This window comes from Pollutimonas rozaliensis (assembly GCF_048751585.1).
GTDB lineage: Bacteria > Pseudomonadota > Gammaproteobacteria > Burkholderiales > Burkholderiaceae_B.
In genome coordinates, this window is record NZ_JAZHOB010000010.1 from 165,591 (window position 1) to 190,459 (window position 24,869).

Annotated in this window: 25 protein-coding genes; 20 read left to right on the forward strand and 5 right to left on the reverse strand. The window is 61.9% G+C overall.

Annotated features, from left to right (window positions below; translation table 11 throughout):
- Positions 1 to 6: 6 nt before the first annotated feature.
- Genes nagZ through V0R37_RS19025 form a run of 4 tightly spaced genes read left to right on the forward strand, consistent with a single transcriptional unit; the run spans position 7 to position 4,757 of the window.
- Complete coding sequence (gene nagZ, locus V0R37_RS19010; RefSeq protein ID WP_420376041.1) at positions 7 to 1,065, forward strand: beta-N-acetylhexosaminidase; 1,059 nt, start codon at positions 7 to 9, stop codon at positions 1,063 to 1,065.
- Positions 1,028 to 2,851: an excinuclease ABC subunit UvrC gene (gene uvrC / locus V0R37_RS19015; RefSeq protein WP_420376126.1), complete on the forward strand. Its 1,824-nt coding sequence runs from the start codon at positions 1,028 to 1,030 to the stop codon at positions 2,849 to 2,851. Before nagZ ends, uvrC begins: the two co-directional genes overlap by 38 nt.
- A 15-nt stretch (positions 2,852 to 2,866) precedes the next feature.
- Positions 2,867 to 3,448, forward strand: coding sequence for a CDP-diacylglycerol--glycerol-3-phosphate 3-phosphatidyltransferase (gene pgsA, locus V0R37_RS19020; protein ID WP_420376042.1), 582 nt, complete (start codon positions 2,867 to 2,869; stop codon positions 3,446 to 3,448).
- Positions 3,449 to 3,467: 19 nt separating this feature from the next.
- Positions 3,468 to 4,757, forward strand: a complete 1,290-nt coding sequence (locus V0R37_RS19025) for an MFS transporter (protein WP_420376043.1) — start codon at positions 3,468 to 3,470, stop codon at positions 4,755 to 4,757.
- Between the two features lie 5 nt (positions 4,758 to 4,762).
- On the opposite strand, the gene queF is transcribed toward V0R37_RS19025, so the two are convergent.
- On the reverse strand, positions 4,763 to 5,587 hold the full coding sequence (gene queF / locus V0R37_RS19030; RefSeq protein ID WP_420376044.1) for an NADPH-dependent 7-cyano-7-deazaguanine reductase QueF: 825 nt from the start codon (positions 5,585 to 5,587) through the stop codon (positions 4,763 to 4,765).
- Positions 5,588 to 5,914: 327 nt separating this feature from the next.
- Here queF and aceA point away from each other — a divergent pair, with 327 nt between their 5' ends.
- The 10 genes from aceA (at position 5,915) to V0R37_RS19080 (ending at position 14,037) form a co-directional block, all read left to right on the forward strand.
- On the forward strand, positions 5,915 to 7,240 hold the full coding sequence (aceA, locus tag V0R37_RS19035) for an isocitrate lyase (protein WP_420376045.1): 1,326 nt from the start codon (positions 5,915 to 5,917) through the stop codon (positions 7,238 to 7,240).
- Between the two features lie 156 nt (positions 7,241 to 7,396).
- On the forward strand, positions 7,397 to 8,392 hold the full coding sequence (locus V0R37_RS19040; protein WP_420376046.1) for a P-type ATPase actuator domain-containing protein: 996 nt from the start codon (positions 7,397 to 7,399) through the stop codon (positions 8,390 to 8,392).
- 3 nt (positions 8,393 to 8,395) lie between these two features.
- Positions 8,396 to 8,575 (forward strand): cbb3-type cytochrome oxidase assembly protein CcoS, encoded by a 180-nt coding sequence (ccoS, locus tag V0R37_RS19045; protein WP_420376047.1) that lies wholly within the window; start codon positions 8,396 to 8,398, stop codon positions 8,573 to 8,575.
- Between the two features lie 167 nt (positions 8,576 to 8,742).
- Positions 8,743 to 10,233 carry a cytochrome-c oxidase, cbb3-type subunit I gene (gene ccoN / locus V0R37_RS19050; RefSeq protein WP_420376048.1) on the forward strand — a complete coding sequence of 497 codons (1,491 nt, stop codon included), beginning with the start codon at positions 8,743 to 8,745 and terminating at the stop codon, positions 10,231 to 10,233.
- 11 nt (positions 10,234 to 10,244) lie between these two features.
- On the forward strand, positions 10,245 to 10,901 hold the full coding sequence (gene ccoO, locus V0R37_RS19055; protein WP_420376049.1) for a cytochrome-c oxidase, cbb3-type subunit II: 657 nt from the start codon (positions 10,245 to 10,247) through the stop codon (positions 10,899 to 10,901).
- On the forward strand, positions 10,901 to 11,074 hold the full coding sequence (locus V0R37_RS19060; RefSeq protein WP_420376050.1) for a cbb3-type cytochrome oxidase subunit 3: 174 nt from the start codon (positions 10,901 to 10,903) through the stop codon (positions 11,072 to 11,074). The genes ccoO and V0R37_RS19060 overlap by 1 nt, the downstream gene beginning before the upstream one ends.
- Positions 11,067 to 11,990, forward strand: a complete 924-nt coding sequence (gene ccoP / locus V0R37_RS19065) for a cytochrome-c oxidase, cbb3-type subunit III (protein ID WP_420376051.1) — start codon at positions 11,067 to 11,069, stop codon at positions 11,988 to 11,990. Before V0R37_RS19060 ends, ccoP begins: the two co-directional genes overlap by 8 nt.
- A 9-nt stretch (positions 11,991 to 11,999) precedes the next feature.
- A complete protein-coding gene (gene ccoG, locus V0R37_RS19070; protein ID WP_420376052.1) occupies positions 12,000 to 13,499 on the forward strand; it encodes a cytochrome c oxidase accessory protein CcoG in 1,500 nt (499 codons plus the stop codon).
- Between the two features lie 25 nt (positions 13,500 to 13,524).
- Positions 13,525 to 13,752, forward strand: a complete 228-nt coding sequence (locus V0R37_RS19075) for a FixH family protein (protein ID WP_420376127.1) — start codon at positions 13,525 to 13,527, stop codon at positions 13,750 to 13,752.
- A gap of 30 nt (positions 13,753 to 13,782) precedes the next feature.
- Entirely contained in the window at positions 13,783 to 14,037 is a 255-nt protein-coding gene (locus V0R37_RS19080; RefSeq protein ID WP_420376053.1) for a hypothetical protein, read from the forward strand.
- A gap of 31 nt (positions 14,038 to 14,068) precedes the next feature.
- Here V0R37_RS19080 and fnr read toward each other — a convergent pair whose 3' ends face one another.
- Entirely contained in the window at positions 14,069 to 14,797 is a 729-nt protein-coding gene (gene fnr, locus V0R37_RS19085; RefSeq protein WP_420376054.1) for a fumarate/nitrate reduction transcriptional regulator Fnr, read from the reverse strand.
- A 37-nt stretch (positions 14,798 to 14,834) separates the two neighbouring features.
- A complete protein-coding gene (locus V0R37_RS19090; protein WP_420376055.1) occupies positions 14,835 to 15,767 on the reverse strand; it encodes a LysR family transcriptional regulator in 933 nt (310 codons plus the stop codon).
- Between the two features lie 174 nt (positions 15,768 to 15,941).
- Here V0R37_RS19090 and clpB point away from each other — a divergent pair, with 174 nt between their 5' ends.
- Positions 15,942 to 18,536, forward strand: coding sequence for an ATP-dependent chaperone ClpB (gene clpB, locus V0R37_RS19095; RefSeq protein ID WP_420376056.1), 2,595 nt, complete (start codon positions 15,942 to 15,944; stop codon positions 18,534 to 18,536).
- Between the two features lie 51 nt (positions 18,537 to 18,587).
- Here the strand turns inward: clpB and V0R37_RS19100 are convergent, their stop codons facing one another.
- Both V0R37_RS19100 and V0R37_RS19105 read right to left on the reverse strand, forming a co-directional pair.
- Positions 18,588 to 19,484 (reverse strand): DMT family transporter, encoded by an 897-nt coding sequence (locus V0R37_RS19100; protein WP_420376057.1) that lies wholly within the window; start codon positions 19,482 to 19,484, stop codon positions 18,588 to 18,590.
- Positions 19,485 to 19,585: 101 nt separating this feature from the next.
- Positions 19,586 to 19,741 (reverse strand): hypothetical protein, encoded by a 156-nt coding sequence (locus V0R37_RS19105; RefSeq protein WP_420376058.1) that lies wholly within the window; start codon positions 19,739 to 19,741, stop codon positions 19,586 to 19,588.
- A gap of 210 nt (positions 19,742 to 19,951) precedes the next feature.
- Between V0R37_RS19105 and V0R37_RS19110 the strand changes: the two genes are divergently transcribed.
- The 5 genes from V0R37_RS19110 to V0R37_RS19130 all read left to right on the forward strand — a co-directional run bounded on the left by V0R37_RS19110 (position 19,952) and on the right by V0R37_RS19130 (position 24,674).
- Positions 19,952 to 20,398, forward strand: a complete 447-nt coding sequence (locus tag V0R37_RS19110) for an SRPBCC family protein (RefSeq protein ID WP_420376059.1) — start codon at positions 19,952 to 19,954, stop codon at positions 20,396 to 20,398.
- Positions 20,399 to 20,537: 139 nt separating this feature from the next.
- Complete coding sequence (locus V0R37_RS19115) at positions 20,538 to 21,275, forward strand: DUF3348 domain-containing protein (protein ID WP_420376128.1); 738 nt, start codon at positions 20,538 to 20,540, stop codon at positions 21,273 to 21,275.
- 12 nt (positions 21,276 to 21,287) lie between these two features.
- Positions 21,288 to 23,381 (forward strand): DUF802 domain-containing protein, encoded by a 2,094-nt coding sequence (locus V0R37_RS19120; protein WP_420376060.1) that lies wholly within the window; start codon positions 21,288 to 21,290, stop codon positions 23,379 to 23,381.
- Complete coding sequence (locus tag V0R37_RS19125) at positions 23,378 to 24,022, forward strand: OmpA family protein (RefSeq protein WP_420376061.1); 645 nt, start codon at positions 23,378 to 23,380, stop codon at positions 24,020 to 24,022. Before V0R37_RS19120 ends, V0R37_RS19125 begins: the two co-directional genes overlap by 4 nt.
- Positions 24,015 to 24,674 carry a DUF2894 domain-containing protein gene (locus V0R37_RS19130; protein ID WP_420376062.1) on the forward strand — a complete coding sequence of 220 codons (660 nt, stop codon included), beginning with the start codon at positions 24,015 to 24,017 and terminating at the stop codon, positions 24,672 to 24,674. The genes V0R37_RS19125 and V0R37_RS19130 overlap by 8 nt, the downstream gene beginning before the upstream one ends.
- The last annotated feature ends 195 nt before the right edge of the window (positions 24,675 to 24,869 follow it).

A 24,869-nucleotide genomic window follows, 5' to 3' on the forward strand; every position in this document is an offset into this window, starting at 1 on the left:
CGCATTATGGTAGCCAAAAATACGCGCGCGACTCTGCCCCCCGGCCCGGTCATGGTGGATGTTGAAGGAACCGTGCTGACGGCGCACGAGCGCGCCCGTCTGCGCGATCCGCTGGTGGGCGGGGTGATTCTCTTCGCCCGCAACTTCGATCATCGCGAACAGTTGGCCGCCTTGTGCCAGGCCATCCATGACGAGCGCGACGAGCCCCTGTTGATCGCGGTCGACCACGAGGGTGGAAGGGTGCAGCGCTTCCGGACCGATGGCTTTACGTCCATTCCGGCCATGAGCGTGTTCGGCGAGCTTTGGTCCGAGGACTCGCTGGCCGCCATGCGCCTGGCATCGGAAGCGGGTTATGTGCTGGGGGCGGAATTGCGCGCCTGCGGCGTGGATCTGAGCTTTACACCTGTCCTGGATCTGGACTACGGGGTCAGCAAAGTCATCGGCAATCGCGCCTTCCACCGGGATCCCCGGGTCGTGGCCATGCTGGCGCGCGCACTGATACAAGGGCTGATGCTGGCGGGCATGGCCGCTTGCGGCAAGCATTTTCCAGGCCATGGGGCGGTCGAGGCCGATTCGCATCACGAGATTCCCGTGGATCAACGCGATTTCGAGCAAATCATGCAAGAGGACGCGGCGCCCTACGGCTGGCTGGGCGACATGGTCTTGCCTTCGGTGATGCCGGCCCATGTCATCTATCCCAAGGTCGATCCGCATCCCGCCGGCTTTTCCGCGCACTGGATACAGCAGGTGCTGCGCCAGGACCTGGGCTACGACGGCGTGGTGTTTTCAGATGACCTGACCATGGAAGGCGCGACGGTGGCCGGCGACATCCTGGCCCGTGCCCAGGCCGCGCTGGGGGCGGGATGCGACATGGTGCTGGTATGCAACCGTCCCGACCTGGCCGACGATTTGCTGGCTCGCCTGAAAGTGGAGCACAGCGCCGCGGCTATCCAGCGCATACGCCGCCTGATGCCCCGGACGCCCGCGGCCGGGTGGGATGCCTTGCAGGCCGATGAACGCTATCAATATGCCCGACGACTTCAATCTCAAATCGTTTCTGGCTGATCTGCCGCATCTGCCCGGCGTGTATCGCCATATCGATGCACAGGGCGAGGTGCTGTACGTAGGCAAAGCGCGCGATCTGAAAAAGCGCGTGAATTCGTATTTCCAGAAGACGCACAGCAGTCCGCGCATCAGCCATATGGTGGCGCGGGTCGTGCGGCTTGAGGTCACTGTCACGCGCTCCGAAGCCGAGGCATTGCTGCTTGAAAACAACCTGATCAAGCGCCTGAAGCCGCGCTACAACATCCTGTTCAGGGATGACAAGTCGTATCCCTACCTGATGTTCAGCGGCCACGATATACCGCGCATCGCCTACTACCGCGGCAGCACCAGCGGCAAGGGCAGGTATTTCGGGCCCTATCCCAATGCCTGGGCCGTGCGCGAAACCATACAGATTTTGCAGCGCGTGTTCCGCCTGCGCACCTGCGAGGACAGTGTCTTTGCCAATCGCTCCAGGCCTTGCCTGCTGCATCAGATAGGGCGCTGCTCGGCACCCTGCGTGGACCTGATATCGGCCGAAGCCTATCGCGCCGATGTGGAGCGCGCCGTGCAGTTCCTGGACGGCCGCGCCAGCAAGGTGTTGCGCGATATCGAGAAGCGCATGCACGAGGCGTCCGAGGAGCTTGAGTTCGAGCGCGCGGCGCTGCTGCGCGACCAGATGGGCGCGCTGGCCAAGGTATTGCAGCAGCAATCGATGGAGAAAGTCGGCAACGACGATGTGGATGTGATCGCCGTCGCTTCGGCCGGCGGGCGCATCTGCGTCAACCTGGCCATGGTGCGCGGCGGCAGGCATTTGGGGGACAAGCCGTTTTTTCCGGCGCATACCCACGATGACAGCCCGGGCGAGGTGCTGGCGGCTTTCGTCGCCCAGCACTATATGGACAGCGGCATGCCTCCGGTGCTGGTCTGTTCGCATGCACTGCCCGATCCGGACCTTATCGGCTTGCTGGCCGAGCAGACCGGCGTCAAGGCCAGGGTTCTGGTCAAGCCGCAAGGCATGCGCAAGACCTGGCTGGAGCAGGCGGTGAAGAATGCCGAGCTGGCGCTGGCGCGCCTATTGACCGAGTCCAGCGCCCGCGCGGCGCGCAGCCTGGCTTTGGCGACGGTCCTGGAGCTGGATACCGATGAGGCCGCCCTGGATGCCTTGCACATCGAATGCTTCGACATCAGCCATACGGCCGGCGAGGCGACGCAGGCGTCTTGCGTGGTGTATCAGCACCATGCGATGCAGCCGTCGCTGTATCGCCGATACAACATTGCCGGCATCACGCCCGGAGACGATTACGCCGCCATGCGCCAGGTGCTGACGCGCCGTTTCAGCCGGGTGGCCGACGGACAGGCCGAGATGCCCACCGTGGTGCTGATCGACGGGGGTAAGGGGCAGGTCGAGATCGCCCGGCAGGTTTTCGTGGAATTGGGTCTGGATACGCAGACCATCGTGGGAGTGGCCAAAGGGGAGGGGCGCAAGGTGGGCCTAGAGACGCTGGTCTTCGTCGATGGCCGCGCCCCCGTGGCTTTGGGAATAGAGTCGGCGGCCCTGATGCTGGTCGCGCAGATTCGCGACGAGGCCCACCGGTTCGCGATTACAGGCATGCGGGCGCAGCGGGCCAAGGCAAGGAATGTGTCGCGCCTGGAGGAGATCGAAGGCATAGGCGCGCGGCGCCGCCAGAAGCTGCTGGCGCGTTTTGGCGGCTTTTCCGGCGTGGTCGATGCAAGCGTCGACGACCTGAGATCCGTGGAAGGGATTTCCGACGAGTTGGCCGAACGTATCTATCAGGCGCTCCGATAAGGTAGTATTCATCTTATGCCCATGAATCTACCTATTGCACTCACCTGGCTGCGCATCGCCATGATTCCCCTGATCGTGGCGCTGTTCTACATTCCGGCCGACTGGATTTCGGTGCCGCTGCGCGACACCGTGGCCGCGTTGGCGTTCATCGTTGCCGCCCTGACGGACTGGTTCGACGGCTGGCTGGCCAGGCGCTGGAACCAGACCTCGTCCTTCGGCGCCTTCCTGGACCCGGTGGCCGACAAGCTGATGGTGTGCGCGGCTCTGCTGATATTGCTGGATTTGAACCGGGTGGACTCTTTCATTGCACTGATTATCATCGGGCGTGAAATCACGATTTCAGCCCTGCGCGAATGGATGGCTAAAATAGGAGCCAGCGGCAGCGTGGCGGTGCATTGGCTGGGCAAGTTCAAGACCGCGGCGCAGATGATCGCCATTCCTTGCCTGTTGTACTGGCGGCCGTTCCATGGCGTATCCCTGGAACTGATCGGCCAGATCCTGATCGTCATCGCCGCCATCCTGACCGTCTGGTCCATGTGCTATTACTTGCGCCGCGCGTGGCCCGAAATACGAGATCGATCCGACCGGCGCAGTTGATGCTTTTCACGAGAGCGCGATGACCGCCGCAAGCCCAGCCCAAGTCCCCGATACGCCAGCCCTGAAACGCCGGGACTGGAGCATTATCGGCCTGATCGCCTCGGCGCACGCTTCGTCACACTTTTTCCAATTGGTGTTTCCCACCTTGTACTTGTCGCTGGCGCACGAGTACGGCTACGATTTCGTCAAGCTGGGAATGCTGGCCTCGGTGTTTTTTCTGGTGTCCTGCCTGGGGCAGGCTTCGTCCGGTTTCGTGGTCGACCGTATCGGTCCCGCGCCGGTATTGCGCTTCGGCCTGGCCAGCTTCGTGGTTTCAGGCGTCCTGATAGCCGCCTCCAACGGCTATGCCATGCTGATGCTGGCGGCCATTATCGGCGGTCTGGGAAATTCGGTGTTCCATCCTGTGGATTACTCCATCATCAATCACCGAGTCAGCCAGCGACGGCTGGGCCATGCCTTCAGCACGCACGGGTTGACGGGCAATCTGGGGTGGGCGCTTACGCCGGTTTTCATGGCGGGCATCATTCATGTGTCTAACTGGCGGATTGCCGCTTATGCGGCGGCCGCGCTGGTGGCGTTTGTCTTGTTGCTGACCTGGCTGGGCCGCGATCTTCTGGCCGGACGGAATGCGGCGCTCGAACCGGAGCAAGCCGCGGCCGCCGATGCGCCGGCCGACCTGGCGCAACAAACGGTCGGCCAGACCCTGGCCATCCTATTGGTGCAGCCCGCGCTGTGGGGCGCCTTCCTATTCTTCGCCTTTACGTCCATGGCGCTGTCGGCCGTCCAGAACTACACCATACCGATGCTCGGCGATGTCTACGGCATCGACAAGGTCATGGCCGGCACGACCTTGTCGGCCTATATGGTCGCCGCCGCCGCGGGCATGCTGGCGGGGGGCTTCCTGGTCGGCGCCACGCCAAACACCGAGCGCACCGTGGCCATTTCGCTGCTCCTGGCGGGCGGGCTGCTGGTCGTGCTGGCTCTGGGATCGGTTCCGCCTTCCTTCGCCATGGTGCTGGTGGCCGCGGCGGGTTTTTGCTCGGGCGTTTCAGCTCCCTCGCGCGACATGCTCATACGGCGGGTAACGCCCAAGGGCGCCACCGGCACGGTCTACGGTCTGGTGTATTCGGGCATGGACGTGGGCTCTTCGCTGGCGCCGGTGGGCTTCGGCCTGATGCTGGATGCCGGCCTGCGTCAGGGACCGTGGTTCGGAGCCGCCACGGGCTTTACGGTGGCGGCGGTGCTGGCCGTGATGGTTGCCAAATCGGCCGGCCGGAGCATCGCGCACACCGCCACGGCACGCGCCTAAGGCGCCTATTGCCTTAGACCGCGGTACTGGCTTACCTCGGCCGGTTCGCTGCCGCGCCATGGATTGATGTCCAGGCCGCCGCGGCGCGTATAGCGGGCATACACCAACAAGGATTGCGGCTTGCAGGCATGCCAGATGTCGCAATACATCTTCTCGACGCAATGCTCGTGGAATTCAGTGTGCCGGCGCAAGGAAACGATATACGCCAGCAAGGCCTCGCGGTCGATGCGCGGACCGGTGTAGCGGACCTGTACGCTGCCCCAGTCCGGCTGGCCGGTTACCGGACAGTTCGATTTCAGTAGTTCCGATACCAGTGTTTCGCTGATGACTTCCCCGTTGGGCAGGCAGCGCAGCAGCCCCGGCGTGGGTTCGTAGGCGGTGATTTCAATGTCGGCGCCATCGATGTTCACGCCTTCCAGGGCCTGGCAGCTTAAGCGCTCGGCCTGCCCAAGTTCATTCAGTGCGATCCGGACCGGCGCGCCGGCGGCCTGGCTCAGGTCGCGTGTCATGATATCGCGCACGGCCTGGGCATTATCGAAACGCTCTTCATTGAAGGAGTTCAGGTAAAGCTTGAACGACTTCGATTCGACCAGCATGGGACTTTCCTGCGGAAAGATGAAACGAGCCAGGGCTGCCGTGGGCTTGCCTTTTTGATTCAGCCACGAGACTTCATAGGCGTTCCAGATATCGGCGCCGTACCAGGGGCCGGGAATTTCCAGCGAACGCCGGTTGGCGGCTCGGTCGATGGGAAACAGAAGGCCGGGATCATAGGAATTGGGGTAGGACACGTCCTGGCCCAGGGGCGCTTGGACTAAGGAAGGATTTTGCATTGCGGCTGATCTAGGGTCGTGACGATGCTGGAAAGGCGGCGTCGAGTTCAAGGACTGCCCTTATTGTACTCTTGGCCACCTGCATTCCCGCATTATGAAAAATGAATTCCAGCTTATGAAAAATTCATGTTGCGCTGCATGATTTCATGTTTCATACGGGAAAATAACGTTTCGCATTAAGAAATAAAAAATATAAGCTATTGTATTTAAACATTAATATTTTTTGTCTTATATAAGACATAAGTGTGGTTTGCCTCGCAGCAAGGGCGTAGACTTTTCTCATCGATTTCATTCTTTCTTCTTCTTTTTCACTTCAAGGAAAGCATCATGAGCACACGAGAAAACGAGATACGCGGCCTGCAGAAGACCTGGGCGGAAGATCCGCGCTGGCAAGGCATCAAGCGCGGCTACGGCGCCGAAGACGTGGTAAGGCTGCGCGGTTCAGTGTCGGTGGAGCATACCCTGGCCCGCCGGGGCGCGGAAAAGCTGTGGGGGCTGTTGCATACAGAGCCTTTCGTCAACTCGCTTGGCGCCCTGACCGGCAACCAGGCCATGCAGCAGGTCAAGGCCGGTCTCAAAGCCATCTACCTTTCGGGCTGGCAGGTGGCTGGCGACGCCAACGGCGCGGGTGAAATGTACCCCGATCAATCCCTGTACCCCGCCAATTCGGTTCCTCAAGTCGTGCGCCGCATCAATAATGCGCTGACGCGCTGCGATCAGATCCAGTGGATGGAAGGTAAAAATCCCGGCGATCCCGATTACCTGGATTACTTCGCCCCCATCGTGGCCGATGCCGAAGCGGGGTTTGGCGGGGTGCTGAACGCTTTTGAATTGATGAAATCCATGATCGAAGCGGGCGCGGCCGGAGTGCACTTCGAAGATCAACTGGCGTCGGTCAAGAAATGCGGTCATATGGGCGGCAAGGTGCTCGTGCCCACCCGCGAAGCCGTCGCCAAGCTGGTGTCGGCCCGCCTGGCCGCCGATGTGCTCAATGTGCCCACGCTGCTGCTGGCCCGCACCGATGCCGATGCGGCCGACCTGCTGACCAGCGATATCGACGATAACGACCGTCCTTTCATTACCGGCGAACGTACCGCCGAGGGCTTTTTCCGTACGCGGGCCGGTATTGACCAGGGCATTGCGCGCGGCCTGGCCTACGCGCCTTATGCCGATTTGCTGTGGTGCGAAACCTCGACTCCCAATCTGGACTACGCCCGTAAATTCGCCGAAGCGATTCATCGCCAATTTCCAGGCAAGATGCTGGCTTATAACTGCTCGCCCTCGTTCAATTGGAAAAAGAACCTGGACGACGCCACGGTGGCGAAGTTCCAGCGCGAGCTGGGCGCCATGGGCTACAAGTTCCAGTTCATCACCCTGGCGGGCTTCCACGCCCTCAACTACGGCATGTTCGAGCTGGCCCACGGCTATGCCCGCCGGCAGATGAGCGCTTTTGTTGAGTTGCAGCAAAAGGAGTTCGCCGCCGCGGATATCGGATTCACCGCCGTGAAGCATCAGCGCGAAGTCGGCACGGGCTACTTCGATGCGGTCACGCAAGCCATCGAAGGCGGCCAGTCCTCGACTACCGCCCTGACCGGCTCCACGGAGGAAGCGCAATTCGAGACCCCATCGGGGGAAGGCCTTAAGGTGGCGTGACCGCCGCCTTGCCTGCAGCCGGCCCGCGCGGGGGCCTGGCCGGTTGCGGGCGCGGGCCTTTTGCGGCGCCTTCGGGCGCCGCACGCATTGTGGGGGCAAGCGCGGACTTGATTAATATCAATACGGTAAATCCCGCCTTTGGTATAGTCTCTGGCCATGCGCGCCTTTTCCATTTTTTCCACCCCCAACGGGCTTTCCGGCGATGATCGGCAAAAGCGCCGCCATATGCTCGCCCGCCTGGGCTTGGGGTGGCTGGCCATGATGCAGGTCATGATGTTCGCCTTTCCGGGCTATCTGCGTTCCGAAAGCATGGCGCCGGACAACCTGCAACTGCTGGACCAAGCCATTTTCATGATGAACTGGATCAGTTTGGTGCTGACGGTGCCCGTCATGCTGTATTGCGCCTGGCCGGTCTGGGGCGGGGCGGTCCGCATGCTGTTGCGCGGGCGGGTCGGCATGGATGTGCCGGTTGCGCTGGGCATCGTCGCGGCATTCATCCCCAGCGCCCACGCCACATGGGTCGGCCACGGCGAAGTCTATTTCGACTCCGTCACGATGTTCGTGGCTTTTCTGCTGACGGCCCGCTACCTTGAATTATGCGCGCGCCAGTCCATCGCCGCGGGCGGGGCCCATCATCTTGTCGAGCAGTTCCGCGCCGCGGTTTCCATTCGCGCCAATCAATTGGCCTTCTGGTTCGTGACCGTGCAAATAGCGCTGGCCTTTATCGTCGGGGCATTTTGGTATGTGTATGCGCCTGCGCATGCGGTGGGCGTCATGGTGGCCTTGCTGGTCATGAGTTGCCCCTGCGCCATGGCGATGTCCGTTCCCACCGCCGTCGCGGCGGCCCATGCCAGCCTGTCCGCCGCGCCCGATCGCGGGGACGGCGATGTGCTGCGCCTGATCCAGGCCGCTGGCGTGGTGTCAAGGCAGAACCTGTACGGTTCCGTGGCCTGGCATTTGTTGATGGTCCCCTTGGCCGTGGCGGGATGGGTGGCCCCTTGGCTGGCGGCCATCAGCATGCTGCTGTCCTCGCTGGCGGTTGCGGCAAATTCGTGGCGCCTGTTCCGGCAACAGACCCGCCGGCCGCCGCTCACCGCCTGGGAGGGTGCGGCGGCGAGGGGGCTGGGGACGGTTGGCCTGGACAGGCCCTAAGCCATGGAGGCCTCTTTATTCCTGCTGCTTCCGATCTCGCTGCTGCTGGTGATCGCCATCGGAGCGGCCTTCTGGTGGGCCATTTTCGCCGGCCAGTTCGACGACACGAACGAAGCGGCGCAATCCATCCTGCTGGACGACGATAATCCCGATACGAAGCAGGTGGCCGGAAAAGATAGCTAGCCGGATCGCGACACAGCGGTCCGAATGTTTTTTATCGATTAAGTGTGGCGCGAAAACGTCAGAAACGGCAGGACTGGACCCATCTTGATGCAAATCAAAGAGGGCTTGGGCCTGCCGGGCCATCATGCTGGCGTCTCGTATTGTTTTATTTGTTTTAGGGGAAGCTCATGGGCACTTCCGATACTGTCGGAAATCAGGCTGAAACCTTCAACTATGGTGTCGTCAGGCAATTCACGATTGCCACCATAGTCTGGGGAGTGGTCGGCATGGCGGTCGGGGTACTGATCGCGGCGCAACTCATCTGGCCAGAACTCAATTTCAACACGCCGTGGCTAAGCTACGGCCGTCTGCGCCCATTGCACACGAACGGCGTGATTTTCGCCTTCGGCGGCAGCGCGCTGTTCGCCACGTCCTATTACGTGGTGCAGCGCACCTGTCAGGCGCGCCTGTTCAGCGACAAACTGGCCGCGTTCACCTTCTGGGGTTGGCAGGCCGTCTTGGTGGGGGCGGTCATCACGCTGCCCATGGGCTTTACCAGCACCAAGGAGTACGCCGAGCTTGAGTGGCCCCTGGATATTCTGATTGCCCTGGTCTGGATCGCCTATGCGGTGGTGTTCTTCGGCACCATCGCCAAGCGCCGTGTCCGGCACATCTATGTGGCGAACTGGTTTTTTGGATCCTACATCCTGACCATCGCCGTCCTGCATATTTTCAATAACCTGGAAATGCCCGTTTCTTGGTGGAAATCGTATTCCATCTACGGCGGCGTGCAGGATGCCATGGTGCAGTGGTGGTACGGCCATAACGCCGTGGGCTTCTTCCTGACCACCAGCTTCCTGGGCATGATGTACTACTTCGTGCCCAAGCAGGCCGAACGCCCCATCTATTCCTATCGCCTGTCCATCGTCCACTTCTGGGCGCTGGCCTTCACTTATATGTGGGCGGGTCCGCATCATTTGCTGTACACCTCTTTGCCCGACTGGACCCAATCGTTGGGGATGGCCCTGTCACTGATCCTGCTGGCGCCTTCCTGGGGCGGCATGATCAACGGCATCATGACCCTGTCGGGCGCCTGGCACAAGCTGCGCACCGACCCGATCCTGAAGTTCCTGGTCGTGGCCCTGTCCTTCTACGGCATGTCCACCTTCGAGGGCTCGATGATGTCCATCCGTACCGTCAATGCGCTGTCGCATTACACCGACTGGACGGTGGGCCACGTGCATTCGGGCGCGCTGGGCTGGGTTGCCATGATCACTTTCGGCTCCTTCTACTACATGATTCCGCGCCTGTACGGACGCAGTTCCATGGCCAGCATGAAGATGGTCGAGCTGCACTTCTGGCTGGCCACCTTGGGCGTGGTGCTGTACATCAGCTCCATGTGGATCGCCGGCGTCATGCAGGGCCTGATGTGGCGGGCAACCGGCGTGGATGGCACCCTGACCTACAGCTTCGTCGAAGCGGTCAAGGCCACTTATCCCTTTTATGTGATCCGCTTGCTGGGCGGCCTGTGCTTCCTGTCGGGCATGTGCCTGATGGCCTGGAACACCTGGATCACCGTTAAGGGCCAGCCCAAGCCGAATCCCGTTGTGTATAAGCGTAGTCCGGATCCTGTTGATCCCGCGCTGCTTGGCCCGGCATCCGCCACGGCCACGGCTTAAGGAGAACCGACATGAGCAAGAAAACTACCGGTTTTTCCCACAAACTGATTGAAACCAACGTCGGCCTGCTCATCATCCTGAGCATATTGGTGATTTCATTCGCCGGCCTGGTGCAGATCGTTCCGCTGTTCTTCCAGCACTCCACAACCGTGCCGACGGCTGGCGTGCAGCCTTACGAGCCGCTCAATCTTATCGGCCGGGACGTCTACATACGCGAGGGCTGCGTGGGCTGCCATTCGCAGCAGATCCGCATGCTCAGTTCCGAGGTGCTGCGCTACGGGCCTTATTCGCTGGCGGGCGAGTCGACCTACGACTATCCCTTCCTGTGGGGCTCCAAGCGCACCGGGCCCGACCTGGCCCGGGTCGGCCAGCGGTATTCCGATGATTGGCACCGCGTGCACTTGCGCAATCCGCGCGACGTCGTGAAGGAATCCAATATGCCTGCCTACCCATGGCTGCAGCGCAACCGCATCGACCAGGAGAATGTCCAGGATCGCATGCGCGCGCTGCGCAAGGTGGGTGTGCCCTATACCGACGAGCAGATCCAGAAGGCGCCCGAGCAACTGAAGGGCAAGACCGAAGAAGACGCACTAGTGGCGTATCTGCAAGGCCTGGGCGTGGCCGGCCGAGAGGCGGCCGCCAAGGCGGTTTCAGAAGGAGCGCTGTGATGGCTATTGTCAATGGAATTGCAACCGTCATTGCGATGCTGACCTTTCTGGGCATCGTATGGTGGGCTTACTCGCGCGGCCGGGCCGACGCGAACCGCGAAGCATCGCTTCTGCCTTTCGCCATGCCCGATGAACGCTTGACCGATAAAGACGCAGGGGGCTCCAATGAGTGATTTCGTCAGTGGCTTCTGGAGCTACTTCATCGCCATCATCTCCATCGGCGGGATCATTTTCTGTCTGTGGCTGCTATTCACCCAGCGAGCCTGGCTGAAGAAAACCGTTCCGCAGGTCGAAGATACGGGACACGTCTGGGATGGCGACCTGACCGAACTGAACACGCCCGTCCCGCGCTGGTGGACGGTGTTCTACGTGGGACTCTGCGTCATCGCCCTGGGCATGCTGTTTTTGTATCCCGGCCTGGGCAGCTACGAGGGCAGCCTGGGCTATACGGCGGCCAAGCAGGTCAAGGCTCAGCAAGAGGCCCTGAACGAGCAGATCCGGCCGGTATACGCCCGGTATAAGGAAATGCCGATCACCGAGGTCGCCCGCGATGATCAGGCGCGCGAGATCGGCCAGCGGCTGTTCCTGAACAACTGTGCGCAATGCCATGGTTCCGACGCCCGGGGCAGCGGCAATTTCCCCAACCTGGCCGATGGCGACTGGCTGTATGGCGGCGCGCCGGAGCAGATACTGCAAACCATCACCAAGGGTCGGCATGGCATGATGCCGCCCTGGAAATCGCAGATCAAGCCGGCCGAGGCGGCCGACATCGCCCAGTATGTGCGTTCCCTGTCCGGCCTGGCCAGCGACCCGCTGCGTGTCGTGCCGGGCAAGCGCGGTTTCGAGACTTTCTGTGTTGCCTGCCACGGCGTTGAAGGCAAGGGCAACACCGCGTTGGGCGCGCCCAACCTGACCGACAACGTCTGGCTTTACGGCAGTTCAGAGGCCTCTATCGTGGAAACCATCCTGAACGGACGCGAGAACCGCATGCCGGCCCAGGAAGGCATCCTGACCGAGGACCAGATCCGCATGCTTGCCGCATGGGTATGGGGCTTGTCCAATCAGGGAATCAGCACGGCAGCAAAATAAAGGCCACACATGAGCAGCGAACCACCTGTCAACCCCACGACGCAAGCGCCCGCGGCGGCGCCCGCCTGGCAACCGCCGCGTGTATCGAAGGTTGGGGGTGGCGTTTCTCCGCAGGTCGAGAAGGCGCTTTCCGATGTGCGCAGCAAGATACACCCGCGCTCGGTGTCGGGTATCTTCGCGCGCTGGCGCATCGCCATGGTGTTCGTCACGCAACTGATCTTCTACGGCCTGCCCTGGCTGCAATGGAATGGCCGGCAGGCCGTCCTGTTCGACCTGGCCGCGCGCAAGTTCTACATTTTCGGCATGGTGCTGTGGCCGCAGGACGTCATCTACCTTGCCGTCCTGCTGGTCATTTCGGCTTTCGCCTTGTTTCTGTTCACCGCGATGGCGGGGCGCCTGTTCTGCGGATACGCTTGCCCCCAGACGGTCTATACCGAGATATTCATGTGGGTCGAGCGGCGCATCGAAGGCGACAGGCTGGCCCGCATCCGTCTGGACGAGCAGCCCTGGACATGGCGCAAGGTCCGCCTGAAGGCCTCCAAGCACATAATCTGGATACTGATAGCCTGGTGGACGGGATCGACCTTCATCGGCTATTTCGCGCCCATACGCGAATTGGGCATGGGCCTGCTTACCTGGTCGCTCGGGCCCTGGCAGTGGTTCTGGATGGTGTTCTATGCCTTTGCGACCTGGGGCAACGCCGGCTTCATGCGGGAAGCTGTCTGCAAGTACATGTGCCCCTATGCGCGCTTCCAGAGCGTGATGGTCGATGACGACACTTTCGTCGTCACCTATGATCACGCGCGCGGCGAACCCAGGGGCGGGCGCTCGCGCCGTATCGACCATAAGGAAGCCGGCATGGGCGATTGCGTCGATTGCAGTCTTTGCGTGCAAGTTTGCCCCACCGGCATCGATATCCGCGATGGCCTGCAGTACATGTGCATAGGATGCGGCGCCTGTGTCGATGCCTGCGATCAGGTCATGGAGAAAATGGACTATGCCAAGGGTCTTATCCGCTATACGTCCGGGCGGGCCATTACCGACGGCCTGACGCAAAACCAGGTTCGCAAGCGCATGTTGCGTCCGCGGGTTCTGGCTTATTCCTTGATATTGGGACTGATCGTCATCGGATTCGCCGTGTCGCTGGCCACGCGCACGACTCTGCGCGTGGATGTCATTCGCGATCGGGGCGTACTGGGCCGCGAGGTGGCCGGCGGCATGGTGGAAAACGTTTACCGCCTTCAGTTCATCAATACGTCGGAATCGCCGCTCAGTCTTACCCTGAGCGCAAATGGCTTGCCTGAACTATCCATCATGACCGCCGATCATGGCGCGACCACCTTGAATGTCGATCCGGCATCGAATCGGCTGGTGCCTGTCGTGCTGCGGGTTCCGGCAGGCAAGGTAAGCCCGGGCCTGTACGATATCGAACTCACGACGGTAGGCAGGTATGGCGACGGACGCGAAACCACCGTGGTCGAGCGTTCCAGTTTTTTTGTGCCAAAATGATTTCAGGAGGTATCCCATGTCCGACATGCAGCGCAGCAGTGCGGCCGAACCGGAAAGCGGCAAGCCGTGGTGGCGCGAACCCTGGCCCTGGATACTCATGGCCGGCCCGGCCGCGGCCATCGTCGGTTGTATCATCACCATCGTGCTGGCCGTGCAGAATTTCGGGGATCAGGCGATTACCGATGGGGGCGTCAAGCGCGGCCTGGTGGTAAGCAAGCAGGTACAGGCTCCGCCGCCGTCCGAAAAGCCCTAGACAATCAAAAAAGCACAAAGGAGACTTGTTATGCGTTGGCGTTCACTGATGTGGATTTTATGGCCCTCGTTCCTGGTCGGCGCGGCCACCAGTGCAACCGTGTTCGCCATGGTCGATCCCCTGGATATCGCCTTTTTCGGCTATATGGAAGCCAGCCGGCAGCAAGTGTATGCGGGCGGTTTTTTTCTTTTCTGGCTGATGGCGGCCTTGTCCAGCGCCTTGAGCCTGCATCTGGCGCCCCGCGGCCGCTTGTTTGACGAATTCGGCGACCCCATAGAACAATGAGGCCGGCGGCCGATGCAAGTCGGTTGCGGATTCAGCCGCAGTCGGTGCCGGCCAGCGCCTGAAGATTGCGCATGTCCAGGATGTGAACTTCGCGTTGCTGGACCCGGATCAGGCCCTCGCGCGCAAAACGGGAAAACAGGCGGCTGACGGTTTCCAGGGTCAGGCCCAGGTAATTGCCGATTTCCTCGCGGCTCATGCGCAAGATGAATTCACTGGCCGAATAGCCCAGCACGACAAGCCTTTGCGACAGGTTGACCAGAAAAGCGGCCAGCCGTTGTTCGGACCGCAAGGCGCCCAAAGCCATGATCAAATGATGCGAACGGCTGATTTCCTTGCTCATGAGACGGCGGAATTGCTGCTGCAGTATGGGCAGATGCTGCGACAACTGATCCATTTCGTCTATGCGTATGACGCAGACCTCGGTGTCTTCCAGCGCGATGGCGTGCGATACATGAGTGTTGTCCAGCAATCCGTCCATGCCCAGGATTTCGCCAGGCAGCAGAAAACCGGTGATCTGCACCTGGCCGGAGGAGTCTTCCAACTGGGTCTTGATCGAACCCGACCGGATGCCGTACACCGCTTCGGTCTTGTCGCCAAGGCGGAACAGCGCGCCTGCCTTGGGGATGCGGATGCGCTCTTTGACCAGCTCGTCCAGCTTGGTGACCTCGCTGCGCGGCATGCCCAGTGGCAGGCAGATTTCACTAAGCATGCATGTGGAGCAGCGTGTCGACTCGGGTGTAACGGAAATTTTCTTCTGCATGTATCAAGTATACGGTAGCGGGGTTTTATTCCAGCAGCTATGACGCCAGTGTGGTTTTTTCGCCAGCGGGGCTCCAGTAGTCGGGCGAGGCATAACGGGCCTTGAGCATGTCGATGAACAGGCGCACCCGCAGGGGCAGATGCTTGCGCTCGGGGAACATGGCGAAAATGCCATTGGCCGGGGCCGCGTAACTATCCAGCACACTGACCAGGCGGCCTTCGGCCAAGTCTTCCTGGACTTCCCACAATGAGCGCCAGGCCAGGCCGATGCCGGCCAGAGTCCACTGATGCAGCACCGACCCGTCGCTGCAGGCCATATTGCCCTTGACGCGCACGGCTCGCAGCTCCCCGTCTTGTTTCAATAGCCATCCCCGGGCTTGATTGCCCTGATTTCCGAACGACAGGCAATTGTGTTGCGCCAGGTCGTCGGGAGTGTTGGGCCGGCCGTATTCCTGAAGGTAGGAAGGGGCGGCGACGATGACTCGTTTATTGTCGGCCAGACGCAGCCCGACAATCTGGGAGTCATCCAGTTCGCCCAGACGGATGGCGCAGTCGTAGCGTTCCTCGATCAGATCGACCAGACGGTCGCTCAAGTCCAGAGTAATGGTGACATCGGGATAAGCGGCGATGAATTCGGGTACCAGAGGAGCTACATGGCGCCGTCCGAATCCCGCCGGAGCGCTGATGCGCAGGTGTCCGCTGGGCTTGATGCTGCCTTGCGAAATGCGCGTTTCCGCATCGTTGAGCTCGCGCAGGATGCGCTGCGCCTCTTCGAACAGTTCGCTCCCTTCCGAGGTCAGCGACAGGCGGCGGGTGGAGCGCAGCAGCAGCTTGATGCCCAGGCGCGCCTCAAGCGAGCTGATGCGCCGGCCCATCATGGCCGGGGCGATGCCTTCCGCGCGGGCGGCTGCCGACAGACTGCCCAGTGTGGCAACGGCCACAAAGCTTTCGAGTTGTTTGAATTTGTCCATACTGGCGATAGGTGGGCGGCGGGCCGGTGCAAGGCCTGCCAGGTGCAATAGTATCAGCAAGGCGGCATGGCGGGCGTGTAGCCGTTGGGCTGAAATACCCTTGAAATCGCCTGTTTCGGCCGCACATATTCACTATTCGAGCACATGCTCTCCCATTTCAGTGAAAACCATATTATGCGATTCGATAAATTGACAACGAAATTCCAGCAGGCCATTGCCGATGCGCAAAGCCTGGCTGTGAAGCATGATAATCCTTACATCGAACCCGCCCACGTCCTGGCTGCTTTGCTGGCCGACACGGACAGCGGCGCCGCCAGCCTTCTTGCGCGTGCCGGCGTGGCGGCAAATCGCCTGGGGCCGGCCCTGAATGCCCAGATAGAAGGCTTTCCCCAGGTACAGGGCGCCGAAGGCAACATTCAGGTCAGCCGCGAACTGCAGGCGGCGCTGGCGCGCACCGACAAAGAAGCCTCCAACCGGGGCGACGCCTACATTGCCAGCGAGCTCTTTTTGCTGGCAATGTCCGACGACAAGGGCGAAACTGGCCGGCTTCTGCGCGAATCGGGCTTGCAGCGAAAGGCGCTGGAAACGGCCATCGAAGCCGTGCGCGGCGGCGCGTCGATATCGGATTCCGAAGGTGAATCCAACCGCGAGGCCCTCTCCAAGTACACCACCGATCTGACCGAGCGCGCCCGGCAGGGCAAGCTGGACCCCGTGATCGGCCGGGACGATGAAATCCGCCGGTCCATTCAGATACTGCAGCGCCGCACCAAGAATAATCCCGTGCTCATCGGCGAACCCGGCGTGGGCAAGACGGCCATCGTCGAAGGCTTGGCGCAACGCATCGTCAACAACGAGGTTCCCGAGACGCTGAAGGGCAAGCGGGTGCTGTCGCTGGACATGGCCGCCTTGCTGGCCGGCGCCAAATACCGCGGCGAGTTCGAAGAGCGCCTGAAAGCCGTCCTTAAGGAACTGTCCCAGGACGATGGCCAGACCATCGTGTTCATCGATGAGCTGCACACCATGGTGGGCGCGGGCAAGGCCGAGGGCGCCATGGATGCGGGCAATATGCTCAAGCCCGCCTTGTCGCGCGGCGAGCTGCATTGCATCGGCGCCACCACGCTGGACGAGTACCGCAAGTACATTGAAAAGGATGCCGCGCTGGAGCGCCGCTTCCAGAAGGTGTTCATCAACGAGCCCGATGTCGAATCCACCATCGCCATCCTGCGCGGATTGCAAGAACGCTACGAACTGCACCATGGCGTTGCTATCACCGATCCGGCCATTGTGGCGGCTGCGGAGCTGTCCAACCGCTATATCACCGACCGCTTCCTGCCGGACAAGGCCATAGACCTGATTGACGAGGCGGCGGCGCGCATCCGCATGGAGATCGACTCCAAGCCCGAAGTGATGGACAAGCTGGATCGCCGCATCATTCAATTGAAGATCGAACGCGAAGCGGTCAACAAGGATACGGACGAAAGTTCGCAGCGCCGCCTGAAGGCCATTGAAGACGAGCTCGTGAAATTGCAGCGCGAGTACAACGACTACGAAGAGGTCTGGAAAGCCGAAAAGGCCGCGGTGCAGGGCTCCCAGACGATCAAGGAAGAAATCGAACGTACCCGGGCTGAAATGGCCGAGCTGCAACGCAAGGGCCAGTTCGATAAATTGGCCGAGCTGCAATACGGCAAGCTGCCCGAGCTGGAAGGCCGCCTGCAAGCCGCCGAGGCTGGGCAGCAGGCCGCCGCCGCGTCCGAGCAACCGCGCCTTTTGCGCACTCAGGTCGGCGCCGAAGAGATCGCGGAAGTCGTGTCGCGGGCGACGGGCATCCCTGTGGCCAAGATGATGCAGGGCGAGCGCGACAAGCTGCTGAAGATGGAAGACTTTCTGCATCAGCGCGTGGTGGGCCAGAACGAAGCCGTCAGCCTGGTGGCCGATGCCATCCGCCGCTCGCGTGCGGGTCTGTCGGATCCATCCCGCCCTTATGGCTCTTTTCTCTTCCTGGGCCCCACCGGGGTGGGGAAGACGGAATTGACCAAGGCGCTGGCCAGCTTCCTGTTCGATTCGGACGATCACATGATACGCATCGACATGAGCGAGTTCATGGAGAAGCATTCGGTGGCTCGCCTGATCGGAGCGCCTCCCGGCTACGTCGGCTACGAAGAGGGCGGCTACCTGACCGAGGCCGTGCGCCGCAAGCCGTATAGCGTCATTTTGCTGGACGAGGTCGAGAAGGCGCATCCGGATGTGTTCAACATCCTTTTGCAGGTGCTGGACGACGGCCGCCTGACCGATGGGCAGGGGCGCACGGTGGATTTCCGCAACACGGTCATCATCATGACGTCCAACCTGGGCTCGCAGCACATCCAGAGCATGGCGGGGCAGCCCTACGATGTGGTCAAGGAGGTTATCTGGGACGAGCTCAAGCAGTCGTTCCGGCCCGAGTTCCTGAACCGGATCGATGAGGTGGTGGTGTTCCATGGCCTGGAGGCCAAGCACATCGAGTCGATTGCACGCATACAGCTGCAACGGCTGGGGCAGCGACTGGCGCAGAAGGAAATGCGGCTGGAAGTGTCGGATGCGGCGTTGGCGCAGTTGGCCCGGGCCGGCTTCGACCCGGTCTTCGGAGCGCGGCCTTTGAAGCGGGCGATTCAGCAGCATATCGAGAACCCGATTGCGCGCCTGATACTGGAGGGCAAATTCGGCCCGAAGGATGTGGTGCCTGTGGATTGGCAGGGCGACAAGTTCGTGTTCTCGCGGACGCTGCAGTAGGCAAATGCGGGCGGTCGGGCGGCATGGCGCCGCCGGCCGCCCGCTATGTCGCTATTCCGGCCGTTGCGGAGCCGATGCGCTGCTCGCCGCTTGCGCCGTTTGCCGGAATGCCATGGCCAGGCCGGCCAGGATCGCCGCCAGCCCGGCCAGGGCCAAAGGCGGCATGGCGTTGCCCAGGATCAGGTAGTCAAGGATGGCGGTGACCACCGGTACCAGGTAGAACAGACTGGTGACGTTGACCACGTTGCCGCTGCGTATCATCCGGTACAGCAGCAACTGGGCCGCCACCGATATGAGCAGTCCCAGCCATAAAAGGGGAATCAGGAATCCCGGGTTCCACTCGAAGTGGAAGGGCTGGAACGGGGCCAGTAACAAACACAGCACCAGGGTTGCGGCATACTGCAATGGCAGCACTTGCGCCGGCGCCTGCTGGCTGCGCTTTTGCAGCATGGCGCCCAGCGTCATGCACAGCAAGGCCCCCAATGCAAAGGCCATGCCCAGCCCGGAGAACTGAGCTCTTGCCAGACTCTGATAAACCACCAATGTCAGGCCGGACAGAGCCAGCAGCAGGCCGGCAAGTCGCCAGGGGGAATAGCGCCGTTCAGTCAGCAAAAGCGTAAGGATGGGCTGAACGCCCAGCAAGGTGGCGATCAGGCCGGGAGTGATGCCATGCGCCATAGCCTGGAAGTAGCAGACGGAGTAGCAGCCTATCAGCAGCAGTCCCGTCCCTGCGACCTGCCGGCGTGTTCCGGGAGCGGGCAGCCAGCGCTTGCCGGGCAGCCCTATCAGCAGCAGCGCGCACAGCGCCACGGAAAAACGCAGGATCAGCAGGGCAAAGACAGAGCCATGGTCCAGGCCCCAGCGGGTGAAGATGGCCGCGCTGCCCCAGAGCAGCACGAAAGCGGACATGGCGGCATAGGCCGTCCATGTGGATGATTTTGTAGTCATGTTGAACTCAACCGTCGAATAAGAAACAGGCCCGGCCGTCCGGCGGACGCAGTGGCGTCAGCGCAAATACGGAGTGGAGGCGGGTCGCGTAGCGGGCTGGATCAGCCCTGGGCGATGATGCGCGGCGGAGGCGGGCTTGCCGCGGCGATGATCGCCGGGGGTGCGACGGAAGAGGGAGGAGGGTTCGTGGCACGCACACCGCCGGCCGCGTAGTTAGCGGCAAGGGCAAATGATTCGGCGCGTGCAATTGCTGTCATGAGGGTGTCGTGCTTGAGAACATAACGCTGGCGTCAAATTCCCATGGCGACCAGTAGGGAAAATATAACATAGTGGTAAAAAGACGATAGGCGGGAAAGCAGATCTTGCCTCGCCTGGCCGGCGGCCGGTTTTTTTCCGCATCCGTTCGAGCGCGATTGCCGCAGGCCGTAGGAGAACATCCACCTTTTTCTGCCCAAAGGCCATACATCATGACTACTGGAACTGTTCGTCTTCATCGCGTCTTGCGCGCAAGCCCCGAGCGTGTCTATCGCGCTTTCCTCGAACCCGACGCTATCGCCAAGTGGTTTCCGCCCTTCGGGTTTACTTGCCAGGTCCACCACATGGACGCCAAGGTTGGCGGGACTCACAAGATGTCGTTTCGCAACTTCAGCAGCGGCTCCAGCCATGCGTTCAGCGGCGAGTATCTTGAATTGGTGCCGTTCGAAAAGATCCGCTACTCGGATCAGTTCGACGATCCGAACTTGCCTGGCCGGATGCTCAACACCATTTCATTGCGGCAGGTGTCCTGCGGGACGGAGCTGAATATCGTACAGGAGGGCGTGCCCGAAGCCATTCCTGTGGAGATGTGCTATTTGGGCTGGCAGGAGTCGCTTGCTCAATTGGCGAAGCTGGTGGAACCCGAGATTCCCGATTGAGCGGGTTTGCACAAAAGCGGGCCAGGGACCGGCGGTTCATTTCCCCTGGCCGCCGCTTCGGTCTTCCGGGCCATGGGGCCGTTGCTGGGGAATCCCCCATCAAAGTGTAAACTCCTAGGTTTTTGTCCCAGGTGGTATGGTGCAAGAACTACCGCGGCGCACAAGTTCCAGCGGGCCGGCGCTTATCCGCCTGCTTGCCCGCTTGAGCGATGCCGATATCCTCGAACCTAGGCAATCGCTTCCGGACCGTCTGAGCCAGTGGCTCGGCTGGACGGACGCTATCGCGTTGGCGGCGGCTTTGAATGGCTCTTCGCCCGCTGCGACGGCAAGCGAAGAGGATCCAGGCAGTGCGGGGCGCAGCTTGTATGTCCGTGTGAAAACAGAGCTGAAAGGCGCGATTGTCGGCGTCAACGCGCCTCCGGCGGCCAGGCAGCGGGGCCATAGGGCCGCCCCTGTGCAGGGCGATTCCAAGCCCGCGGAGCCTGTGGAGTTCGCGACGTATCGGCGGCGCTACATTTCGCTTCAGCAGGCGATGGAGGCCAGTGTCGCCAATCTGCGTTCGCGCCTGCGCGGCATGCTGGCTTGCCAGCCCGGCATGGCTGGCCTTGCGGGCGTGGATGCCGCCATGGAGCAGGCCTTGAATGAGCGCGAGTATCGTCTGCTGGCTGGCTTGCCGGCGCTGCTCGAAACGCGCTTCGAACGCTTGCGCCGGGCCGGCGCGGAGGCGCCCGCCGATGAGCTTGCTGCGTCTCCGGCCGGCGGCGCCGGCGCTTGGCTGGATGTGTTTCACAAGGATATGCAAAGCGTATTACTGGCCGAATTGGATATTCGTTTACAACCGGTCGAAGGGATGCTGGCTGCCCTTCGGGCCTGTTAACCTCAAAACCTTATGAATCGATTTCTTCATTTTCTTGTATTTGCAGTGGGCCTGGCCGGCGTCTGCTGGATCGGCGCCGGCTACCTGGCTTCGAACCCGCTGGCGCTGGCGGTCACGGCGCTCATTGCCGCCGTCTACCTGGTCGGCGCGCTGGAGCTATATCGCTATCAGCAGTCCACGTCCACGCTGACCGCGGCGCTGGCGGACCTTTCCGGGCCTCCAGCCAGCCTGAGCGACTGGCTCTCCAGGATTCATCCCGCTTTGCGTGTATCGGTGCGGCAGCGCGTCCAGGGCGACCGGGCCGGCTTGCCAGGGCCGCTACTGACCCCGTATCTCGTGGGATTGCTGGTTTTGCTGGGTATGCTGGGTACTTTCCTGGGCATGGTCGCCACCTTGCGGGGTACCGGCTTGGCACTGGAGGGCGCAACCGACCTGCAGGCAATCCGCGCATCGCTGGCCGCGCCCGTCAAGGGGCTGGGATTCGCATTCGGCACATCGGTCGCTGGCGTCGCCACGTCGGCGATGCTTGGGCTGTTGTCCGCTTTGTGCCGCCGCGAGCGTATCCGGGCGGCTCAAATGCTCGATACGAAAATCGCAACGGCATTGCGGGTTTACTCACCGGCTCATCAGCGCGATGAGAGTTTCACGCTTTTGCAGCAGCAGACCCAAGGCATGGCTGCCGTGGTGGACAAATTACAAGCCATGATGACGGCCATGGAAAGGCAGGACCGGGTATTGAGCGAAGGATTGGCGGCCCGTCAGGACGATTTCCATGTCAAGGCCGAGGCCGCTTATACGCGCCTGGCCGGCTCAGTGGAACAATCTTTAAGGGAAAGCGTGGCAGAGGGGGCCCGCGCGGCTGCCACGGCGGTCCAGCCCATTGTCGAAACCACGATGGCCGGCCTTGCCCGGGATACCGCGACGTTGCATGATACGGTCACGCAGGCTGTGCAGCGGCAATTGGATGGCTTGTCCACTCGTTTCGAAGCCTCGTCGGCCACGGTGGCGGATATCTGGAAAAACGCATTGGCCGAACATCAGCGCGCCAGCGACTCGCTGGCGGGCGACCTGCGCTTGTCGCTGGATGGCTACTCGCAAACTTTCGAACAGCGCTCCGCCAGCCTGCTGGACCAGGTTTCCGCCCGCATGGAGGCAACGGCAAGCTCGATGTCGCAGGCATGGGACACGGCCCTGTCCCGGCATGAGAGTGCCAGCGGGAAGCTTGCAAGCGACAACCAGCTTGCCCTGGCGTCTACGGTGTCGGCTTTTGAACAGCATTCCGCATCGCTCGTGCGTACCGTGGACCAATCGCAGAGCGAGCTGCGCGCGCAATGGGTGGCGCAGGATGAGCAGCGGCTGGCGGCATGGAACAGCGCGCTGGACGCTACGTCGGCAGCGCTGCTGCGCAAGTGGGACGAGGCGGGTAGCCAGGCGGCGGAACGCCAGCGGCAGCTTTGCGAATCCTGGGTGCAAGCCGCGGACAATGTGGCAGCGCAGGCCCAGGCGCAGGCCAGCGGCACCCTTGCGCAGATCGCGGGGTTGATCCAAACCGCTGAAGAGGCTCCCAAAGCCGCGGCCGGTCTGGTGGCTGAAGTACGCCTGGCCTTTTCCGACAGCATGGCGCGCGACAACACCATGCTCGAAGAGCGCAACCGTCTGCTCGAAACGCTTGGCACCCTGCTCGACGCCGTGAACCACGCCTCGTCGGAGCAGCGCGGGGCGGTCGATGCCTTGCTTGCCGGCTCGGCGGATATGCTGGATCGGGTCGGCGCTCAATTCACCGAGAAGCTGCGGGCCGAAGCCGATGGGCTCGGCAACGTCGCCGCGCAGCTTACCGGCAGCGCCGTCGAAGTCGCGAGCCTGGGAGAAGCCTTCGGGGCCGCCGTGCAATCGTTCGGCCAGTCGAATGCCGCCCTGATGGAGCACCTGCAGCGCATCGAAGCGGTGCTGGACAAGTCGATAGCGCGCAGCGACGAACAACTGGCTTATTACGTGGCGCAGGCGAAAGAGGTCATAGACCTGAGCATCATGTCGCAAAAACAGATTATCGAAGAACTGCAGCAAATGGCCGGCCGGCAGGCATCCGCCGGCCCGGTATCGGCATGAGCGGGGAACTGGACACAGGCGTCGAGCCGACGGCGCCGGTATGGGCCGTCTTCGGCGATTTGATGTCCGTGCTGCTGGGCGCATTCGTTCTCGTCCTGGTGGGCGTTATCGGCGTGCAACTGGAGCTCTCGGCCAGGCTAGACCATGAAATCCAGCAACGCCAGGAGGAAACCCAGCGCCGCAAGACTTTGGAGCAGGCGCTCGCCAGACCGCTGGCGGAGGGCAGGGTGACCTTGGTGGACGGGCGCATCGGGATCAGCGGCAGCGTGCTGTTTGCGCTGAACTCGGCTGACCTGCAATCCGAAGGTCGCGAGGTATTGCGGTCCCTGGTCGGGCCGCTGTCCGATTACCTGCGATCCCACGATCAGGTCCTGATGGTCAGCGGCTTCACCGACGATCAACCCGTACACGAGGGCAATCGAAAGTTTGCGGATAATTGGGAACTCTCGGCCCAGCGCGCCCTGACCGTCACGCGTGCACTGATCGATGAAGGCATCCCGTCCTCGTCGGTTTTCGCGGCCGCGTTCGGCGCCCAGCAACCCGTGGCGCCGAACGCCGACGAGGAAGGGCGCGCTCGCAACCGGCGTGTTGAAATTGCGCCTATTGCCAAACCGTCCGCCACAGCGGTGCCACATGGATAGCCAGGTCGTAAGCGAAGCGGAAACGCTGCTCGCCGCTTGGCGCGAGCGCGGCTTCGATCGCCTGGATCCCGTCCGCTACCATTTCATCGAAGCCCTGGCCAGGCGGGCCGGCACCCACAACGGCGAGGCAAGGCGGCTGCTGGACCAGAGGCTGTCCGAACTGCTGCAAGCCTATCGGGACCGCGGCGCGGGCCATACAGACGATAGCGGCGCGGCCACGGACAAAGCTGTAAGGGACTGCGGCGCACACTCCGGATCCCTGGCCGGACTTGCCTCTTACATCGCCAGCCAGGCGCCAAAGGGCGGCGTGGCCCTTGAGATTCATGATCCCGGCAGTCAGGACGCCTCGCATTCCGAACTCTCGGCCATCGATTATTTCAGAGACGTCTGGTCCAGGGTCGGCGCCCGGCAATTGCTGCGGCAGTCGCAGGCGCAAGTGCCCGAAAACGCCGGCCCCCTTAATTCGACCAACCTGGTCCACCGCTCGCTTGCCCTGATGCGCGATCTGTCCCCCGAGTACCTTCACCACTTCCTGTCCTATGTCGACGCCCTGTCCTGGATGGAGCAGTTGAGCGATGGCGGAACGCCGATGGGTAAAGAAGGATCTTCCGCGCTGGCGGTCAAGAAGGCACCGCGCGGCAGGCAACGCTAGAGCATTTTCGGTTCAGGTGCATACGTGCTTGCGGGTTCTGGCGGCGCGATATTCAGTGGTGACTCAAGATCCGTGTGCGGTGCTCTCTGACGCGTGCCGGGTGGCAAGCCGCCGCAGTTGCTTTGCGGCGGGGGCGTAAGAGGGCGCGCATGTTTGAGCCAGCCATCAGCCCCCAGGCGGCTGATGGCTGGCGAG

Coding starts and splice junctions, on each gene's coding strand:
- queF (WP_420376044.1), bottom strand. CDS start 5,587: ATGCAAAATCCTTCCTTAGTCCAAGCGCCCCTGGGCCAGGACGTGTCC.
- V0R37_RS19025 (WP_420376043.1), top strand. CDS start 3,468: ATGACCGCCGCAAGCCCAGCCCAAGTCCCCGATACGCCAGCCCTGAAA.
- V0R37_RS19120 (WP_420376060.1), top strand. CDS start 21,288: ATGAATCGATTTCTTCATTTTCTTGTATTTGCAGTGGGCCTGGCCGGC.
- V0R37_RS19075 (WP_420376127.1), top strand. CDS start 13,525: ATGCAGCGCAGCAGTGCGGCCGAACCGGAAAGCGGCAAGCCGTGGTGG.
- V0R37_RS19100 (WP_420376057.1), bottom strand. CDS start 19,484: ATGACTACAAAATCATCCACATGGACGGCCTATGCCGCCATGTCCGCT.
- V0R37_RS19130 (WP_420376062.1), top strand. CDS start 24,015: ATGGATAGCCAGGTCGTAAGCGAAGCGGAAACGCTGCTCGCCGCTTGG.
- V0R37_RS19090 (WP_420376055.1), bottom strand. CDS start 15,767: ATGGACAAATTCAAACAACTCGAAAGCTTTGTGGCCGTTGCCACACTG.
- ccoP (WP_420376051.1), top strand. CDS start 11,067: ATGAGTGATTTCGTCAGTGGCTTCTGGAGCTACTTCATCGCCATCATC.
- ccoN (WP_420376048.1), top strand. CDS start 8,743: ATGGGCACTTCCGATACTGTCGGAAATCAGGCTGAAACCTTCAACTAT.
- clpB (WP_420376056.1), top strand. CDS start 15,942: ATGCGATTCGATAAATTGACAACGAAATTCCAGCAGGCCATTGCCGAT.
- V0R37_RS19110 (WP_420376059.1), top strand. CDS start 19,952: ATGACTACTGGAACTGTTCGTCTTCATCGCGTCTTGCGCGCAAGCCCC.
- V0R37_RS19040 (WP_420376046.1), top strand. CDS start 7,397: ATGCGCGCCTTTTCCATTTTTTCCACCCCCAACGGGCTTTCCGGCGAT.
- V0R37_RS19060 (WP_420376050.1), top strand. CDS start 10,901: ATGGCTATTGTCAATGGAATTGCAACCGTCATTGCGATGCTGACCTTT.
- V0R37_RS19125 (WP_420376061.1), top strand. CDS start 23,378: ATGAGCGGGGAACTGGACACAGGCGTCGAGCCGACGGCGCCGGTATGG.
- ccoS (WP_420376047.1), top strand. CDS start 8,396: ATGGAGGCCTCTTTATTCCTGCTGCTTCCGATCTCGCTGCTGCTGGTG.
- fnr (WP_420376054.1), bottom strand. CDS start 14,797: ATGCAGAAGAAAATTTCCGTTACACCCGAGTCGACACGCTGCTCCACA.
- V0R37_RS19080 (WP_420376053.1), top strand. CDS start 13,783: ATGCGTTGGCGTTCACTGATGTGGATTTTATGGCCCTCGTTCCTGGTC.
- V0R37_RS19105 (WP_420376058.1), bottom strand. CDS start 19,741: ATGACAGCAATTGCACGCGCCGAATCATTTGCCCTTGCCGCTAACTAC.
- nagZ (WP_420376041.1), top strand. CDS start 7: ATGGTAGCCAAAAATACGCGCGCGACTCTGCCCCCCGGCCCGGTCATG.
- pgsA (WP_420376042.1), top strand. CDS start 2,867: ATGCCCATGAATCTACCTATTGCACTCACCTGGCTGCGCATCGCCATG.
- ccoO (WP_420376049.1), top strand. CDS start 10,245: ATGAGCAAGAAAACTACCGGTTTTTCCCACAAACTGATTGAAACCAAC.
- ccoG (WP_420376052.1), top strand. CDS start 12,000: ATGAGCAGCGAACCACCTGTCAACCCCACGACGCAAGCGCCCGCGGCG.
- uvrC (WP_420376126.1), top strand. CDS start 1,028: ATGCCCGACGACTTCAATCTCAAATCGTTTCTGGCTGATCTGCCGCAT.
- aceA (WP_420376045.1), top strand. CDS start 5,915: ATGAGCACACGAGAAAACGAGATACGCGGCCTGCAGAAGACCTGGGCG.